The sequence below is a fragment of the Mycobacterium montefiorense genome (assembly GCF_003112775.1).
Classification (GTDB): domain Bacteria; phylum Actinomycetota; class Actinomycetes; order Mycobacteriales; family Mycobacteriaceae; genus Mycobacterium; species Mycobacterium montefiorense.
The window spans coordinates 627900-643631 of the sequence record NZ_BFCH01000018.1 but is presented as its reverse complement, the minus strand read 5'-3'; the positions used below and the strand labels follow the sequence as shown (position 1 = coordinate 643631).

The following is a 15732-nucleotide window of genomic DNA, read 5'->3' as shown; positions in this document are numbered from 1 at the left end:
CCTGCGTCAAGCGGCCCGGGCATACGGTGCTCGGCGTGGCACTGCACAGCGCGACGATCCCCGCCGGACTTCCCGTCACCGACACCAGCGTCGACCTGCTCGTCGTGGGCTCGGGCACCGGAATGGCCGCGGCGCTGGCCGCCCACGAACTCGGGCTGTCAGTACTGGTCGTGGAGAAGGCGTCGCACGTGGGCGGCTCGACCGCGCGGTCCGGCGGCGCGCTGTGGCTGCCCGCGGGGCCGGTGCTCGCCGAGGCCGGCGCCGGCGATACGCAGGAGCGGGCCGCCACCTACCTCCATTCGGTGGTTGCGGACTCGGCACCCCAGCAGCGCTCGACGGCATTCCTGACGCACCTGTCCGCGACGGTCGACATGCTGCGACGAAACACGCCTCTGCGATTCTTCTGGGCGCGCGACTATTCCGACTACCACCCCGAGGAGCCCGGTGGCTGCGCGGCTGGCCGCACCTGTGAATGTCAACCGTTCGACACGTCGCTTCTGGGCGCCTACCGCACCCGGTTGGAGCCCGGTTTGATGGAGGTCAGCGTCCCGGTGCCGACGACGGGTGCCGACTACCGCTGGATGAATCTGGTGGCGCGGGTACCGCGCAAGGGGATTCCGACGTTCGCCAAGCGGATCGCGCAAGGCGTGGGCGGTCGGATGCTGGGCCGGCGCTACGCCGCGGGCGGTCAGGGCCTGGCGGCCGGCCTGTTCGCGGGTTTGCTGCGCGCCGGTATCCCAGTGTGGACGGACACCACCCTGCTACGCCTCGACGGCGACGGTGCGCGGGTGCGCGGCGCGGTCTTGGCGCACGCCGGCCGCGAGGTGACGATCGCGGCTCGACGCGGCGTCGTGCTGGCCACCGGCGGTTTCGACCACAGCATGGACATGCGATGGAAATTCCAGTCCGAGTCGCTGGGTAGCAATCTCAGCCTTGGTGCGGCGGCCAACACCGGCGACGGGATCCGCGCCGGGCAAGAAATCGGCGGCAACATCGATCTGATGGACCAGGCGTGGTGGTTTCCGGCCATCGCGCCGCTTCCGGGCGAGGCGCCGGCCGTGATGCTGGCCGAACGGTCGCTTCCGGGCAGTCTGATCGTGAACCAGCACGGTCGCCGATTCGCCAACGAGTCGTCGGACTACATGTCGTTCGGCCAGCGCGTGCTCGAGCTGGAGCGGTCAGGCAGCCCGGCCGAAACGATGTGGATCATCTTCGATCAGCAGTATCGCAACAGCTATGTCTTTGGTGCCCAACTATTTCCGCGGATGCGCATCCCACAGGCGTGGTATGACGCGGGCATCGCGGTGCGCGCCGACAACTTCGCGGAACTGGGTGCTCGGATCGGCCTGCCGGTTCCGGAATTCACCGAAACGGTCACGCGGTTCAACCAAAACGCCTCAGCCGGAGATGATCCCGACTTTGGCCGGGGCGACAGCGCCTACGACCGCTACTACGGCGACCCGACGATCTCCCCGAACCCCAACCTGCGCGCCCTGACCAAAGGCCCGTTCTACGCCGTCGCGATGGTGCTCAGCGACCTGGGCACCTGCGGCGGATTGACGGCCGACCACCGGGCGCGGGTGCTGCGCGAGGACGGGACCGTGATCAACGGGCTGTATGCGATCGGCAACACCGCCGCCAACGCATTCGGCGCGACATATCCGGGTGCGGGCGCAACGATCGCGCAGGGACTCGTGTACGGCTACATCGCGGCCCGGGATGCGGCCGCCGCCGACTAATCGGCTTCGCGCTTGGCCTCGACCTGCTTTTCGACCTCGCGCCAATAGCCGGGCGTGGTGCGCGGTTTGCCGGAACTACCCTTTGGCGCCGTCTGCAATATGCGGTCGGCCGCGTCGATGTCCTTCATCATCTCCAGCGCGAACTCACGCTCGGCGGCGTAGTACTTGGCCGCCCAGCGCAACGCGATCACCGAGTACGCCCAGGCGGGTTCGGCTTCGGCTCCCTCGGCGTCCTCGAGTGCCTTGCGGTGGCAGGACTCGGTGTAGGCCACGTACTCCTGCAGCACTTCCTTGAGCCGGGCCGGATTACTCAGATGCCCCAACGTCATCCGCATCAGCACGCTGTGTTTGAGCACCGGCGGATCCACGGGTGTGTCAGTGGCCCAGTCGGTGACCGCGTCCATGCCGGCCTTGGTGATCTTGTAGAGCCGGCGGCTGCGGGTGCCCTCATCATGCTCGACGCGAGACGTGGCCAAACCCAGGCCTTCCAACTTCTTCAGCTCGGTGTAGATCTGGCTGTACGAAGGGCTCCAGTAGTAGAGGTCGACGCTCCAGCCGATCCACTTCTTCAGGTCGTAGCCGGAGACTTCCTCTTCATAGGACAGCATGCCAAGCAGCGCCCAGCTGGTCGCCGCAAGCGCCCCTTTCACCGGCTTTTCGCTGGTCTCCGCCACGTCGCCAGGTTAACAACCCGAAAGACCCGATTGAGCGGCACTGACCGCTGGCCGGGACACCGCAATGTGGGCGATTCAGGGTGACGGCCACGGCGCAGTGAGCTTTGATTTCCTTGTCGGCCGCGCCCGAGAAGGAGTTCCTGCGTGAAATTCGTCTTCCCTCTGCCGCATATGCTCCGGCTCAAGGCAACGATGCAGTCCTGGGAACCAACGGTCACCGGACCCGACCAAACGCGAATGGCGAAATGTGCCGACCGCTGGGGCTACGACATGATTGCCATCCCCGAGCATCTCGTCATTCCCGCCGAGCATGTCGAATTGTCCGGGCCGCACTATCTGCACTCAACGGTCGCTCAGGCCCATATCGCCGGGGCCACCGAACACATCGCCATCAATTCCTGCGTCACTATCCTGCCACTGCAGCATCCGATCGTCCTGGCCAAGGCACTGGCGACCGCCGACTGGATGAGTGGAGGCCGAATGATGGTCACCTTCGGGGTCGGTTGGCTGGCGCGGGAGTTCGAACTCTTGCGCGTGCCGTTTCACGAGCGGGGCCGCATCGCCGACGAATACCTGGCGGCGATCGTCGAATTGTGGACCAGCGACACGCCGCAGTTCGATGGCCGCTATGTGTCGTTCGACAACATCGCATTCGAACCGAAGCCCGATCAGCAGCCTCACCTCCCGATCTGGGTCGGCGGCGACGCCGATGCGGCGCTGCGCAGAGCGGCCAAATACGCATCCGGGTGGTGGCCGTTTCTGACAACTCCCGAGCAGATCGCCGAAAGGCTGGACTACATCAAGTCCCAGCCCGGCTATGACGGTCGGCCTTTCGACGTGATGCACGGCATGGGCACCAATCGGGTCGGCGAGGGGCACGTGATCCGCAGGGGCTCCGGCGACCGACCGGGCATGAGCATCCAGCAAATCATCGACCGTTTGAATTGGCTCGCCGAGCAGGGTGTGACGGTCAGCGCCGTACCGATTCCCGCTGTCGGCGGCGTCGACGAATATCTCGATTACGCGCAGTGGGTTATTGAAGAGATCAAACCCAACATCGGTTAGCTGCCTCCGCCCACGGGCCGTCGCCGCGTAAGCCCACGGGCTGTCGCCGCGTAAGAGGAAAAGCCTTCTATGCGATAGGACACGTGTCGTAGCCCTGGCGGTATGTCAACGACACCATGGAGTTGTCCGCACGGTCTTACGGGCAATGCCCACGTCCGTGTCGTGGCGGTCAACTCCCGGACGAAAGGTGCGGACAATCGTGGCTCGAAGATTCGCTGTTGCCGGTCGATCGCAACATCTGTACACATCGCACCCGGCCGGCTCCGCGCTACCGCCGCGCCTGTTAGCTCCCGGCCATCGTTTGCTGGCTCCAATTCAACTGGGCGCGATGTACGCACCGAACCGGATTCTGATGGCGCCCATGACGCGCACCCGCGCCGCGGACGACGGCGTGCCGACCAAGCTGATGGCTGATTACTATGCGCAGCGGGCAACTGCGGGGCTGATCATCACCGAGGGCACGTTCCCTTCGGCGCGGGGCCAGGCGTACCCCAAACAGCCCGGTGTGCACACTGACGCACAGCAAGCCGGATGGGCACGGGTCGCGGAAGCCGTCCACGCAGCGGGTGGCCGAATTGTGGTGCAGCTCATGCATTCTGGCCGCATGTCCCATCCCGAAATCCTCGGCGGCCAACAGCCCGTCGCAGCGTCGGCGATCAGGCCCGCCGGCACGGTTCACACCGCCGCTGGGGAGAAGCCCCTTGTCACTCCGCACGAACTGACCGTCCACGAAATAGGTTCGGTGATTTCTGATTTCGTCGCCGCAGCGTGTCGCGCGCGAGCGGCCGGGGCGGACGGCGTTGAGATCAATGCCGCGAACGGCTACCTGTTGAGTCAATTTCTGTCCTACGACGCGAATTACCGGCGTGACGCCTACGGCGGGTCTGCTCAGGATCGCGCCCGATTTCCGACCGAGGCCATTGGCGCGGTCGCCGATGTGATCGGCCCCGAACGCTTGGGGTTGCGCATATCTCCGGGCAATCCGGAGAACCACATCCACGAACCGGACCTCGAAGCGCATTTGATTCTCGCCAAGAACGCCCGCGAATTGGGATTGGCGTATCTGCATGCGCGAGTCCCACCCGAACGACCCATCTACTCGTGGCTGCGTCGTCGATGGCCGGACCGCCTGTTGCTCAACGGCGGGTTCGGAAAGACGACCTCCCGTGAGCAAGCCGTCGATTTCGTCAAGACCGGCACCGCGGACGCCGTGACCGTTGGCCGCGCATATCTGGCGAATCCGGATTTAGTGCGGCGATGGACCTACGGGGCACAACTCAATGCGCCACGAAACGAATTTCTCTACACCGGCGGCGCACAGGGTTATACGGATTACCCATCCTGGCGCTGACGAGTAACGAAGGTCACATCCGAGTGGGGCCACCCCGTTGTCGTCCGGGCGGTGTTCTGGTTCGAAGAACAGATAAAGATGGAAGGACACACCATGACGAGCGGATCACTGCACGGCACGCAACTGGCCGAGATGGGCGACGACCGAGATGAGCGGGCGGCGCAGCGGGTGGCCGAGTTGTTCGACAAGGATCCCCAATTTCGCGCGGCGGCCCCCCTTCCGGAGGTGGTCGAGGCGGCCTGCACACCCGGCCTGCGGCTCGTTGAGGTGTTCGAGACGATCGTCGCGGGCTATGCCGATCGCCCAGCTCTCGGGCAGCGCACCCGCGAAATGGTCACCGACGCCGATGGCCGCACGTCCGCGCAGCTGCGGCCGCGTTTCGAGACCATCAGCTACCGAGACGTTTGGGACCGAGTGCGTGCCATCGCCAGTGCCTGGCGCCATGACCCCGAGAACCCGGTCACGCCTGGGGATGTCGTCGCGACCGTCGGATTCTCCAGCGCCGATTATCTGGTCGTCGACATGGTGTGTGCCTATCTCGGATTGGTGACCGTCCCGCTGCAGCACAACGCTCCGGTGACCGGACTCCGCCCGATCATCGAGGAATGCGAGCCGAAGATCGTGGCGGTCAGCGCCGAGTATCTCGACCTGGCCGTGGAGTCCGTGCTGACCAGCTCGTCGTTACGGCAGCTGATGGTGTTCGACTACCACCCCGAGGTCGACGAGCAGCGGGAGAACTTCGAACAGAGCCGCATTCGCTTGCAGGGCAGGGGGGCTCAGGTTGTCGTCACCACGGTCGACGACGTCGTGGAGCGCGGCCAACAACGGTCCGCCGGCCCGGCCTTCACCGAGGGCAGCGACGAGCGCCTGGCCATGATCATGTACACCTCCGGTAGCACCGGGACTCCCAAGGGGGCCATGTACACCGAGCGAACGATCGCCAGGGTGTGGACGTCAGGGTTCTTCCTCAACCCCGGCATGCCAGTGCTCAACGTGAATTTCATGCCGCTGAACCACCTCGGCGGCCGACTGCCAGTGGCATCGGCATTCATCGCCGGCGGTACCAACTATTTCGTCCCCGAGTCCGATCTGTCCACCCTGTTCGAAGACTGGGGATTGGTACGGCCCACCGAACTCGGAGTGGTTCCCCGCGTGGTGGAGATGCTGTACCAGCACTACCGCGGCGCGATTGATCGCGGGATCGCGGAGGGGGCAGATCCCGCAACCGCGGAGCAGGACGCGGCGACCGAGGTGCGTGAGCATGTCTTGGGCGGCCGGGTGCTTGGCGGTTTCGTCGGCAGCGCTCCGCTGGCCGCAGAGATGAAGACATTCCTGGATTGGACGCTGGGTGCGCACATCGTGGACGGCTACGGTCTGACCGAGACCGGCATCCTGGCCCGAGACGGCGTGATCAGTCGCAAGCGGGTCATCGATTACAAGCTGGTCGACGTCCCGGAGCTCGGCTACTTCCTCACCGACCGGCCGTATCCGCGTGGGGAATTGCTCGTCAAGACGGACACGATGACGCCGGGCTACTACAAGCGACCGGACATCACCGCCCAGGTTTTCGACGAAGACGGCTTCTACAAGACCGGCGACGTGATGGCAGAAATCGAAGCCGACCACCTCGTCTACGTCGATCGCCGCAACAACGTCCTCAAGCTTGCTCAGGGCGAGTTCGTCGCGGTGACGAATCTGGAGTCCATCTACGCCGGGGCTCCACTGGTGCAACAGATCTTCGTGTACGGCAACAGCGAACGGCCCAGTCTGCTGGCTGTCATCGTGCCCACTCCCGAAGCGCTGGCCGAATACGGCAACAGTCCGGCATTGAAAGCGGCGATACATCAGTCGCTTCAGCAGAGTGCCGCGGCCGCGCAGCTGCAGTCGTACGAAGTGCCCGTCGACTTCATCCTGGAAACGAAACCTTTCACCGACGAGAACGGATTGCTCTCCGGCTTGGGTAAGCAACTGCGCCCCAGACTGAAGGAGCGCTACGGCGAACGCCTTGAGGAGCTGTACACCGAAATTGCGGCCGCGCAGGTCGACGAGATCCGGGTGCTACGCGAGACTGCTGCCGACCGACCCGTGATAGAGACACTGGCCGGAGCATGCCGCGCCCTGCTCGGCACCTCTGCCGCCGGCCCCGAGGCGCATTTCACCGACCTCGGTGGAGATTCGTTGTCCGCGTTGACTTTCTCGCACCTGCTCGAGGAGATCTTCCGCGTCGAGGTTCCGGTTTCGGTGATCACCAGCCCGGCTAACAGCATCGGGAAAATCGCCGACTACATCGAGACTCAGCGCGGTACTGGCATCCAACGCCCGACTTTCAGTACTGTTCACGGGCAAGACGCGAGGGGTATTGCAGCCGCTGACCTGACGTTGGACAAGTTCGTGGGCGCCCAAACATTAGCCACCGCAACGTCATTGCCGCACATCACCGGCGCGCCGCATACCGTTCTGCTGAGCGGCGCGAACGGATGGCTCGGGCGATTCTTGACCCTCGAGTGGCTGGAACGACTCACCAAGCGGGGCGGAAAGCTGGTCACTATCGTCCGCGGCAGCGACGCCAAGGAGGCCAGGACACGACTGGAGACGGCGTTCGACAGCGGCGATCCCGAGCTGCTGAACCGGTTCCGCGAGCTTTCCGCCCTACACCTCGAGGTGCTGCCGGGCGATATCGCCGACCAAAATCTAGGGCTGGACCCCGCAACCTGGCAACGGCTCGCCGACACCGTCGATCTGATCGTGCACCCGGCCGCACTGGTCAACCATGTGCTGCCCTACGACCAGCTGTTCGGGCCGAATGTTGTTGGAACCGCAGAACTTATCCGGTTGGCGATCACCACTCACATCAAGCCCATCACCTACTTGTCCACCATCGCTGTAGCAATGACCGTGCCGCAAGGCCAATTCCAGGAGGACGGCGACATCCGGCAGGTGAGCCCCAATCGCCCACTCAACGACGACTACGCCAACGGCTATGCAAACAGCAAGTGGGCCGGTGAGGTGCTGCTCCGGGAAGCCAACGACGTGTGCGGACTGCCGGTCGCGGTGTTCCGGTCCGACATGATCCTCGCACACACCCGATACCGTGGGCAGCTCAATGTGCCGGACATGTTCACCCGGCTGATCTTCAGCTTGCTGGTGACCGGCATTGCCCCGCATTCGTTTTACGAACGCGAGGGCGTGGGCAGCCGGGCTCGCGCGCACTACGACGGCCTTCCGGTCGACTTCATCGCCGAGGCGATCACCACGATCGGCTCCAGGGTCACCGAAGGCTACAGCTCGTTCGACGTGATGAACCCGTACGACGACGGCATTTCTCTGGATGTGTTCGTGGACTGGCTGATTCGGGCCGGCAACAAGATCCAGCGCATCGCTGATTACGACGATTGGCTGGCCCGGTTCCAGACCGCGCTGACGGGATTGCCTGAGCGGCAACGTCAGCAGTCGATCCTCCCGCTGCTGCACGCGTTCCGCAAGCCGGAAAAACCACTCCGAGGCGCGGCCGCACCGACCGCGGCATTCCACACCGCGGTGTGCGCGGGCGAGGTCGGGCCGGACAACGACATCCCGCACATCTCCGCGGAGTTGATCGACAAATACGCCGACAACTTGCGCCAGCTGTCGTTACTCGGCTGAGAGCGGGAAGCAATCGAAGAAAGGACTGCGTGATGGAGATCAGCATCTTCAACAGCCTGGGCGACGGTGACGGACCGTCCGTCGTGGCCGCGTATATCGACGAGGTTTCACGCTTGGCCGCAGAGGGATTCACCACTCTATGGTCGGCCCAACTTCCGTGGGAAATCGATCTACTGGCCATGCAAGCACTTGCATTGCGCGAAGTCCCAGGTATCAGTCTGGCGGTGGGCGTGCTGCCCATCCAGGTCGCACATCCCATGTTGACCGCCCAACGCGCGTTGACCCTCAGCGCACTTTCCGGCGGGAGGTTCAAGCTCGGGCTCGGGGTCAATCACCCGCAGATGAGCGAGGAATACTGGGGAGTTCAGTGGGACAAGCCGATACGGCGGATGAACGAGTACCTCGACGGTTTACAACCACTGCTCGCCGGCGAAGCGGCGCACGCAATCGGCGAGACGGTAACGACTCGCGGGTCGCTGCAGGTATCCGGGATCCCGGAACCCCCGGTGTACATCGCCGCGTTGGGCCCACAAATGCTGCGCGTGGCGGCTCGGCGCACCGCCGGGACGTTCACCTGGATGACCGGGCCCAAGACGCTGGCAACTCATGTCGTCCCGACCCTGCAGGACGAGGCGGCCGCGGCCGGACGACCGAAGGGAGCGGTCAAGGTAGTGGCCGGATTGCCCGTCTGTGTCACCGATGGCGCGCAAAGCGCCAGGGCCCAGGCCGCCGAACAGTTCGCGATCTACGGCACGCTGCCGTCCTATCGCGCGATGCTGGACCGAGAGGGCGTGACCGGTCCCGAAGAGCTCGCCCTGATCGGCGACGAAGCCACCGTCGCCGACCGTATCGACGAGATACGAAGCGCCGGCGTGGACGAATTTGCCGGATATCTGTTCGGCGACGACGAAAGCCGCGCCCGAACTCGGGCGGTGTTGCGCAAGGTCGCCGTTTAGCGGATCCGCAGGCCACGCTTGCGCACCCAGAGCACCGCCGCGACACTGCCCCCAGCCCACACTGACAGTGCAATCGCCAGGTGCACAAAGCTTTTCGTGTCGCGACCGAATACCGGCCAGATCAACGCAGGCAGCTTTGTCCACAACAACTGATGCTCTACCCCGTTCATCGGGTCGGCGAAGTAATACAGCGCGTAGGGCAGCGTGAGTGCGCCGATCCAGCCGCGAGTGCGGCGACGGTCTCCGCGCTGCCGCCACCGCCGCGTCAGCGGCTCGACGCTGACCGGGTGGAGCACCGAGAACACGTTGCCTACTCCGAGCCACGACACGATGGGCACCGCGACCGTGGGGATCGTAATGGCCAGGCGCTCCGGGGTTTCCAGCCAGAGGGTCAACACCACCGCCGTCACCAAGGTCGGCAGCCCGACGATCACCAACAGGGCCAGGTTCTTGATCAACAGCACCCGCCAGAACGGCACCCCGTCGGACACGGCTTGAACAACGCGATAGTGATCGGCGCCGAGCAGGTTGGTGGTGGTGACGTCAGCGAGGATCCACGAGGAGAAGTAGGTTCCGACCAGGACCACCCAATCCTGATGGCGGCCCAGCGTTAGTGGCTGCACCACCAACCACCCCACGGCGAAGACCAAGTTGGCCACCACGCCCATCAGCCAGGTGCGCGGCGAAGTGAACGCCCAGCGGATCTCCGCGACCACTGCCGGCCATAGGTCTCGGCGCAAATCCTTGGCGGCATGTTTGGCCGCGGTGGGACGCGGTGCCGACGCACGCGCCACCGTACGGAGGACGGCGCGCACCCGAGGGCGCACCGCCTGCTCTAACTCGACCATCTGTCCACCGCGCGAATGGCGGTCCGTACAACCACCTGCCCTACCAATCCTTTTCGGTTCTTCGACTAAACGGGGCGCTCGGGCGTGGACTGGATGAACCGCCGGTGCAATTCCTCGGTGAGCACGTGAATCTGGCGGGTGAGCTCGGTGTTGGTCTTCAGCTCCAACTCCTGAGTCTGGAAGTCGTGGTCGGCCCTGGCCTGCTGGAAAGCAGCCTGACGGTTCTGGCCGATCATCACGAAGGTCGACAGGAAAATCGCCTCGAGGGACACGACCAGGGTCAGCGTCGGCCAAGGATTGCGTTCCACGAACACCATCCAGACGCCGAACAACGCCGCGTGCAGCCAGACGAAATTCATCGACCCGGCAAACGCTGTGATCCGGTCTGCCAAGCGCAACTGAAGATTGTCGCTGCGCCGTTTGGCTTCCTCCAGTACGGCGGGGTGATGGAGCTGTCCGCCGCGCAGCAGCCGCCGCGGAATCAATTGCGGGTTGTGTCGATGGTCGTCGGCTGGTGTCGTCATCGCGAGCCGTTCCTTTCCTCTGCCACGGTGATCCGTCACCTCGACCGCCGCGGCGGGTGCACGGGACCGCTGGCTAATGCTAGTGGCCAAAGCGCCGTGAAACGGTGAAGACGTCGACGCTCAGCGGCCTGGCGCGGTGACGACGATCGATTCCTCGCCGGGCTGCCAGGCAGCGGTGAAGGTGGCGACGCTGACCTGCTCGTCGGCATGGTCGGCGCCGGGGTCGTTCAAGTGAACGAGCTGCTTATCGATATCGATTCCAGTGACGACAAGATAGTGATCGGCCTTGGTGCGCTGGTCGCTGGTGTTCCAGATGACCGCCGAATTGACCCAGGCGATCGCCTTACGCCCGTCACGCAGGTACTGCTGCAACGCGGGCATGCCGGTGGTCTCCGGGTGCGCCGTCCAGTACATGGTGGATTTGATGCCGTAGTGGTCGAGCAGCACGATCAAGTCCGCCATTTCGACACCGCCGTTGCCGTTTTCGTGGCTCGGATCGGCCGAAGGTGCATAAATCGGCCCTGGATTGCTGCCCGACGGCGTGTTCTGCGCCAGCATGATCATCTGCTGTTCCGTCGGCTCGTTTCCGGTGATCTCACCGACCACGTCGGCCACCGACATCAGCCCGCAGTTGTCCTCGAGCGACTGCGCCCGCCAATACTTGGCAGCCGCAGCGGGGTCGCCGTACACGCCGGCGCTGGCGGCCACCGATGTGATCGCCGACGATGGCCTAGATGCCGTCGTCGAATGACACCCCGAGACCACGGGCACACCAGCCACGCCAAGGAAAGCGACCACCGCGGCCGTACGCGCGGCGGTAGCGATCCGGGAGCTGAACACGGTGCTGATCGGGCTAGTGAACCACCAATTCGCATGCCTCGCCTGGGTTCCCCGCAATCGACGGCGGCACCCCGGAGCACTCAATAGAACGTGTTACAGTTTTGCCGACCGCGACCGAGCGCCAGGGCAGCCGGACGTTGCGTCTGAGGAGGCTCACATGGATTCCACCGTCGGCAGCCCGACACGGCCATCGCCACAAAACGTCCTTGCAGCACAACGGAACTCGGCCTAAATGGCGCCGCGCAAGCGCGTCGTCGTCGCGGGGCTGGGAGATGTGGGGCTGTTGACCGCGATCCGCCTGTCCCGGCACGCCGATGTCGTCGGAATCTCGGTCAAGTCCGCGCTGGTAAGTGGCCAGGAGCTCGGCGTCCGGCTCTCCCGCCCCACCGATTGGGCACGCGACTACTGGATTCCGTTCGCCCGATTCCGCGGCTTGGATCGAGTGCGCACGATTCAGGCCACGCTGACCAATGTGGACTTCGCTGCCCGAACGGTGTTCGGGCGCAGTGGCGATGGCCAGACCATCGCCGAGGAGTTCGATGCACTGGTGATCTCGACCGGGGTCACCAACGGTTTCTGGCGGCAACCGACCATGCAATCAGCCGATGAGATCGGCGCCGGCCTGCAGGCTGCGCATCACCAATTGGCCACCGCCGGCTCGGTGATCGTCGTCGGCGGCGGCGCAGCGGCAGTCAGCAGCACCGTGAACATCGCAAACACGTGGCCGGACAAGCGGATCGACCTGTACTTCCCCGGCGAGGCGGCTTTGGGCGGGTATCACCCGCGGATCTGGAACCGGATTCGCGGTCGGCTCCGCGAATTGGGTGTTGGCGTGCACCCCGGGCACCGTGCGGTGATCTCGAACGGCTCCGCCGGTCAGGAGATCACCAGTGAGCCCATCAATTGGAGCACCGGACAACCGCCGGCCACCGCCGACGCCGTGCTCTGGGCGGTGGGCCGGGTACAACCCAACACCGACTGGCTGCCACCCGACCTGCTCGACGAGAACGGCTTCGTGCGAGTGACTCCGGAGCTCGAAGTTCCCGGCCATCACGGTGTCTTCGCCGTCGGGGATGTCGCGGCGAGCGACCCGCTGCGCAGCTCGGCGCGCAATCGTGGAGATTCGCTGGTAGCACACAACATTCGTGCCGAGTTCACGGGCCGCCGGCTGCGCACCTACCGCACGCCGGGACGGCGGTGGGGTTCACTGGTGGGGATCCAGGCCGACGGGCTGGAGGTCTTCCTACCCACCGGGCAAGCGTTCCGGCTTCCCGCGTGGTCAGTCCAACGGATAGTGATGCCGGGGGTTGTCCGCTGGGGCATGTATCGCGGAGTGCGAGAAAACGACCCGCTGAAGTAACAGCGCCGGTTTCGCGATACTGAACGGGTGACGATCTATCCTGTCCAGCGGCGCCGCGACGGCTATCCCCGTCGGTGTGATTCCAATTCGCGCCGAAGGGGAATAGTGAGCGGGTGAGCGAGCCGGGGGTTAGCGCATTTGAGAAGTTGGTGGCGCTGCTCAACTATCCGATGTTCGTCGTCACCACGCAGGCCAACGGCAGCACGGCTGGCTGCCTGGTGGGTTTCGCCTGCCAGGCCAGCATCTCTCCGCCGCGCTTTCTGGTCGGTCTGTCCCTGCAGAACCACACCTTCCGGGTGGCCGCCAACGCCACGCATCTGGCGGTACATGTGTTCGATATCGAACACATCGATGTCGTCGAACTGTTCGGCAGCCAGACGGGAGACGAAACCAACAAATTCGACCGCTGCCGGTGGCATCGCGGCCCAGCACAGCTGCCCATCCTCGACGATGCGGCCGCCTGGTTCGTCGGCAAGATCGTCGATCGGGTTCCGCTCGGCGATCACGTCGGGCATCTGCTGGAACCGCTGGACGGTGACCCACCGACCGACGAGGAGCAATGGGTGTCCTTCGAAGATGTGCGCTCGCTTGACCCGGGCCACGAGGCATGACCGCATCCGATCGTTACCGCCGCCAAGCGGACACGGTGAACGATTCGCCGCGCGTGGGCACGGTCAACGACGTCTTTGAACTCGCGTCGTTCTATGCCGAGCCCCCAGAGGGCGTGCGCGTCAACATGATCTACAGCGCCGACGGTGCCGCCGTGTTCGGCGGTCGCGCCGGGCCGTTGTCGAGTCAGACCGACCAACAACTGCTGAAGATCCTGCGAGGGTTCGCCGACGTCGTTCTGGTCGGCGCGGCCACCGCGCGCGCCGAGAATTACGGTCCGGTGCGGCTCAGCGACGCACAACTTGCCCAACGCCAACAGGACGGCAAGAGCAAGCCGCCCCCCATTGCCGTGATCAGCCAAACCGGCGAACTGCCGACCATACTGGTCAGCGACCCCGGCCAGCCACCCCTGCTGGTGACCTGCGCGGAGACTGCCGCGCGGCACAACAGCAGCAGCGATCAACGATGCGGCGTCTTGGTGGCGGGTGAGGACACCGTGGACGTCAGGCGCGCTGTTGCCCTGCTGCGCTCACACGGACTGTCCCGAGTCCTCTGTGAGGGCGGGCCAACCCTGCTCGACGAGCTCGTGGACGCCGACGTCGTGGTGGAGGTCTGCGTAACGCTGGCTCCCAAGCTGGCGGCTAGCCAACCGATCGACCACCGACAGCAGCCGTCGCGATTGCCGCTACCTGCCACGTTGCGCCTCAAACACGCATTGGTCTATGACGACTACCTGTTCTTGAAGTATCGCCGCTGATTGCGAACCGTTTTGGGCGGGCGCCGATGCGGCCCGGCCGGTTAACCCCGCGGGTATCCCCGGCGCACGGTGCGGTCGAGAATGCCCAGCGTCGCCCGCAGGGCGCCCTCGGAGATCACCGGGAAAATTCCGGCTTCGCGCCACTTCGGGTCGATCTTCGACCAGTCGTAGAACGAGGTGACGACGGTGGCCGCCGCATCCTCGGCCGGCTCAAGCTGGAACCCGTAGACGTGACCGATCTGGGGGCGAAGCTGGCCGAGAACCGTCCACGAGATCAGTCGGTCGGGTTCGAACTCCTTGATCTCGACCGTGACGTCGTACCTGCCGAGCTGTGGATAGTCGTTGAGTGCCGCACGGTCCATATGGACGACAAAGCTGTCGCCGGCCGCGCCTACTGGGTCGCCGTCGGCGTCTTGGAGCATCCCCGTCGAGTCGATGGCCACGTGGCCCTGCGGATCGCACAACAGCCCGAAGATATCGGGTGCCGGTGCCGGGATCGTGCGCTGAATCTCGATACGTTCGGTCATGCGTCCTCCCAGCAAACGGTGATGGGTCGCGGGCTACTCTACGACGCTCGCGCCCGCTGAGGTGCGAAACCGGATGCCCCGCAACGGTTGCATCGCCGCCTGCGCTGTTGCGCTCCGATGGCGCCGACCACGGTGCTGTGCCACGGTGGATAGATGAGGCGGTGCAATTCCCGGCAGAACGTCGGGGCCCATGCCCCGATTCGGCGTGCCACCGACGACACCCAGGCAAGCGCCCGGTTTCGGTGCGGTGACACACGTTCAAACGGTCGTCGAATTGCCTGTGCGACTTCATCTTGCGCCCACCGTCATTTACTTTCTCGCGTTTCCGGAGGAGGACCATCGGCCAGGTGAGCAATTCAGACGACGACGGCTACCGCAACATTGCGGTGAACGGACTGCGGCCCAACGAACTTCACTGGGCGCTCAATCATGATTCCGTGCACGGCATTGCCTACGCGTTCAAAAATCCCGTTGCGGTAGCCGAATCCAGCGACGATCCCGACGACGATCGACAGACCTACCTGGTGCGGATCAAACGCGACCATTTAGCCACGGCGCTGGGAAGCATCAACGAATGGATCGTGCGGAATCCCGGCAAAACCGGGATGCACGCATACGGCTTTCTCAGGGCGTTGTCGAGGGAGGGCCTCCGTGAAAGCCGAACAGGCGACGAAGAGCACCGCTGAGCAGGAATTGACCGACGCCGGGTGATCCGCATTACGGCCGCGATTAGCGGGCGGCTTTGCCACCGCCACCGGTGCCTTAAGCCCGGAATATTGAAATCACCGGCATTCTCTCTATTCACCGTGCCCCCGGCTGGCCCAAACTATTAGCCTTATG

At 64.6% G+C, this 15732-nt stretch carries 14 protein-coding genes; 9 read left to right on the top strand and 5 right to left on the bottom strand.

Going from position 1 to position 15732, the window contains the following annotated elements; genetic code table 11:
- Window positions 1–35: 35 nt before the first annotated feature.
- Entirely contained in the window at window positions 36–1739 is a 1704-nt protein-coding gene (locus tag DB708_RS15450; RefSeq protein ID WP_108924299.1) for a 3-ketosteroid-delta-1-dehydrogenase, read from the top strand.
- On the opposite strand, the gene DB708_RS15445 is transcribed toward DB708_RS15450, so the two are convergent.
- Window positions 1736–2347 (bottom strand): PadR family transcriptional regulator, encoded by a 612-nt coding sequence (locus DB708_RS15445; protein ID WP_108924297.1) that lies wholly within the window; start codon window positions 2345–2347, stop codon window positions 1736–1738. The two genes, DB708_RS15450 and DB708_RS15445, sit on opposite strands and share 4 nt — an antisense overlap.
- A gap of 210 nt (window positions 2348–2557) precedes the next feature.
- Here DB708_RS15445 and DB708_RS15440 point away from each other — a divergent pair, with 210 nt between their 5' ends.
- The 4 genes from DB708_RS15440 to DB708_RS15425 all read left to right on the top strand — a co-directional run bounded on the left by DB708_RS15440 (window position 2558) and on the right by DB708_RS15425 (window position 9427).
- Complete coding sequence (locus tag DB708_RS15440) at window positions 2558–3478, top strand: TIGR03619 family F420-dependent LLM class oxidoreductase (RefSeq protein WP_165839826.1); 921 nt, start codon at window positions 2558–2560, stop codon at window positions 3476–3478.
- Window positions 3479–3779: 301 nt separating this feature from the next.
- Window positions 3780–4829 (top strand): alkene reductase, encoded by a 1050-nt coding sequence (locus DB708_RS15435; protein ID WP_261859448.1) that lies wholly within the window; start codon window positions 3780–3782, stop codon window positions 4827–4829.
- 132 nt (window positions 4830–4961) lie between these two features.
- Window positions 4962–8471: a carboxylic acid reductase gene (gene car, locus DB708_RS15430; protein ID WP_201263550.1), complete on the top strand. Its 3510-nt coding sequence runs from the start codon at window positions 4962–4964 to the stop codon at window positions 8469–8471.
- Window positions 8472–8503: 32 nt separating this feature from the next.
- Entirely contained in the window at window positions 8504–9427 is a 924-nt protein-coding gene (locus tag DB708_RS15425) for a TIGR03564 family F420-dependent LLM class oxidoreductase (RefSeq protein WP_108923181.1), read from the top strand.
- Here the strand turns inward: DB708_RS15425 and DB708_RS15420 are convergent.
- The 3 genes from DB708_RS15420 to DB708_RS15410 all read right to left on the bottom strand — a co-directional run bounded on the left by DB708_RS15420 (window position 9424) and on the right by DB708_RS15410 (window position 11639).
- Window positions 9424–10275 (bottom strand): hypothetical protein, encoded by an 852-nt coding sequence (locus DB708_RS15420; RefSeq protein ID WP_108923179.1) that lies wholly within the window; start codon window positions 10273–10275, stop codon window positions 9424–9426. The two genes, DB708_RS15425 and DB708_RS15420, sit on opposite strands and share 4 nt — an antisense overlap.
- 65 nt (window positions 10276–10340) lie before the next feature.
- Window positions 10341–10799: a DUF1003 domain-containing protein gene (locus tag DB708_RS15415; RefSeq protein ID WP_108923177.1), complete on the bottom strand. Its 459-nt coding sequence runs from the start codon at window positions 10797–10799 to the stop codon at window positions 10341–10343.
- Window positions 10800–10919: 120 nt separating this feature from the next.
- Window positions 10920–11639: a C39 family peptidase gene (locus tag DB708_RS15410; protein WP_108923175.1), complete on the bottom strand. Its 720-nt coding sequence runs from the start codon at window positions 11637–11639 to the stop codon at window positions 10920–10922.
- 232 nt (window positions 11640–11871) lie between these two features.
- Here DB708_RS15410 and DB708_RS15405 point away from each other — a divergent pair, with 232 nt between their 5' ends.
- From DB708_RS15405 to DB708_RS15395, 3 genes are all read left to right on the top strand, one after another.
- Window positions 11872–12999 (top strand): FAD-dependent oxidoreductase, encoded by a 1128-nt coding sequence (locus tag DB708_RS15405; RefSeq protein ID WP_108923173.1) that lies wholly within the window; start codon window positions 11872–11874, stop codon window positions 12997–12999.
- A 170-nt stretch (window positions 13000–13169) separates the two neighbouring features.
- Window positions 13170–13610, top strand: a complete 441-nt coding sequence (locus DB708_RS15400) for a flavin reductase family protein (protein WP_409347612.1) — start codon at window positions 13170–13172, stop codon at window positions 13608–13610.
- A gap of 35 nt (window positions 13611–13645) precedes the next feature.
- Window positions 13646–14365 carry a pyrimidine reductase family protein gene (locus tag DB708_RS15395; RefSeq protein ID WP_108924293.1) on the top strand — a complete coding sequence of 240 codons (720 nt, stop codon included), beginning with the start codon at window positions 13646–13648 and terminating at the stop codon, window positions 14363–14365.
- A 41-nt stretch (window positions 14366–14406) separates the two neighbouring features.
- Here the strand turns inward: DB708_RS15395 and DB708_RS15390 are convergent, their stop codons facing one another.
- Window positions 14407–14892 carry an SRPBCC family protein gene (locus DB708_RS15390; protein WP_108923169.1) on the bottom strand — a complete coding sequence of 162 codons (486 nt, stop codon included), beginning with the start codon at window positions 14890–14892 and terminating at the stop codon, window positions 14407–14409.
- Between the two features lie 347 nt (window positions 14893–15239).
- On the opposite strand from DB708_RS15390, the gene DB708_RS15385 reads away from it, so the two are divergent.
- Complete coding sequence (locus DB708_RS15385; RefSeq protein ID WP_108923167.1) at window positions 15240–15578, top strand: hypothetical protein; 339 nt, start codon at window positions 15240–15242, stop codon at window positions 15576–15578.
- Window positions 15579–15732: the final 154 nt, after the last annotated feature.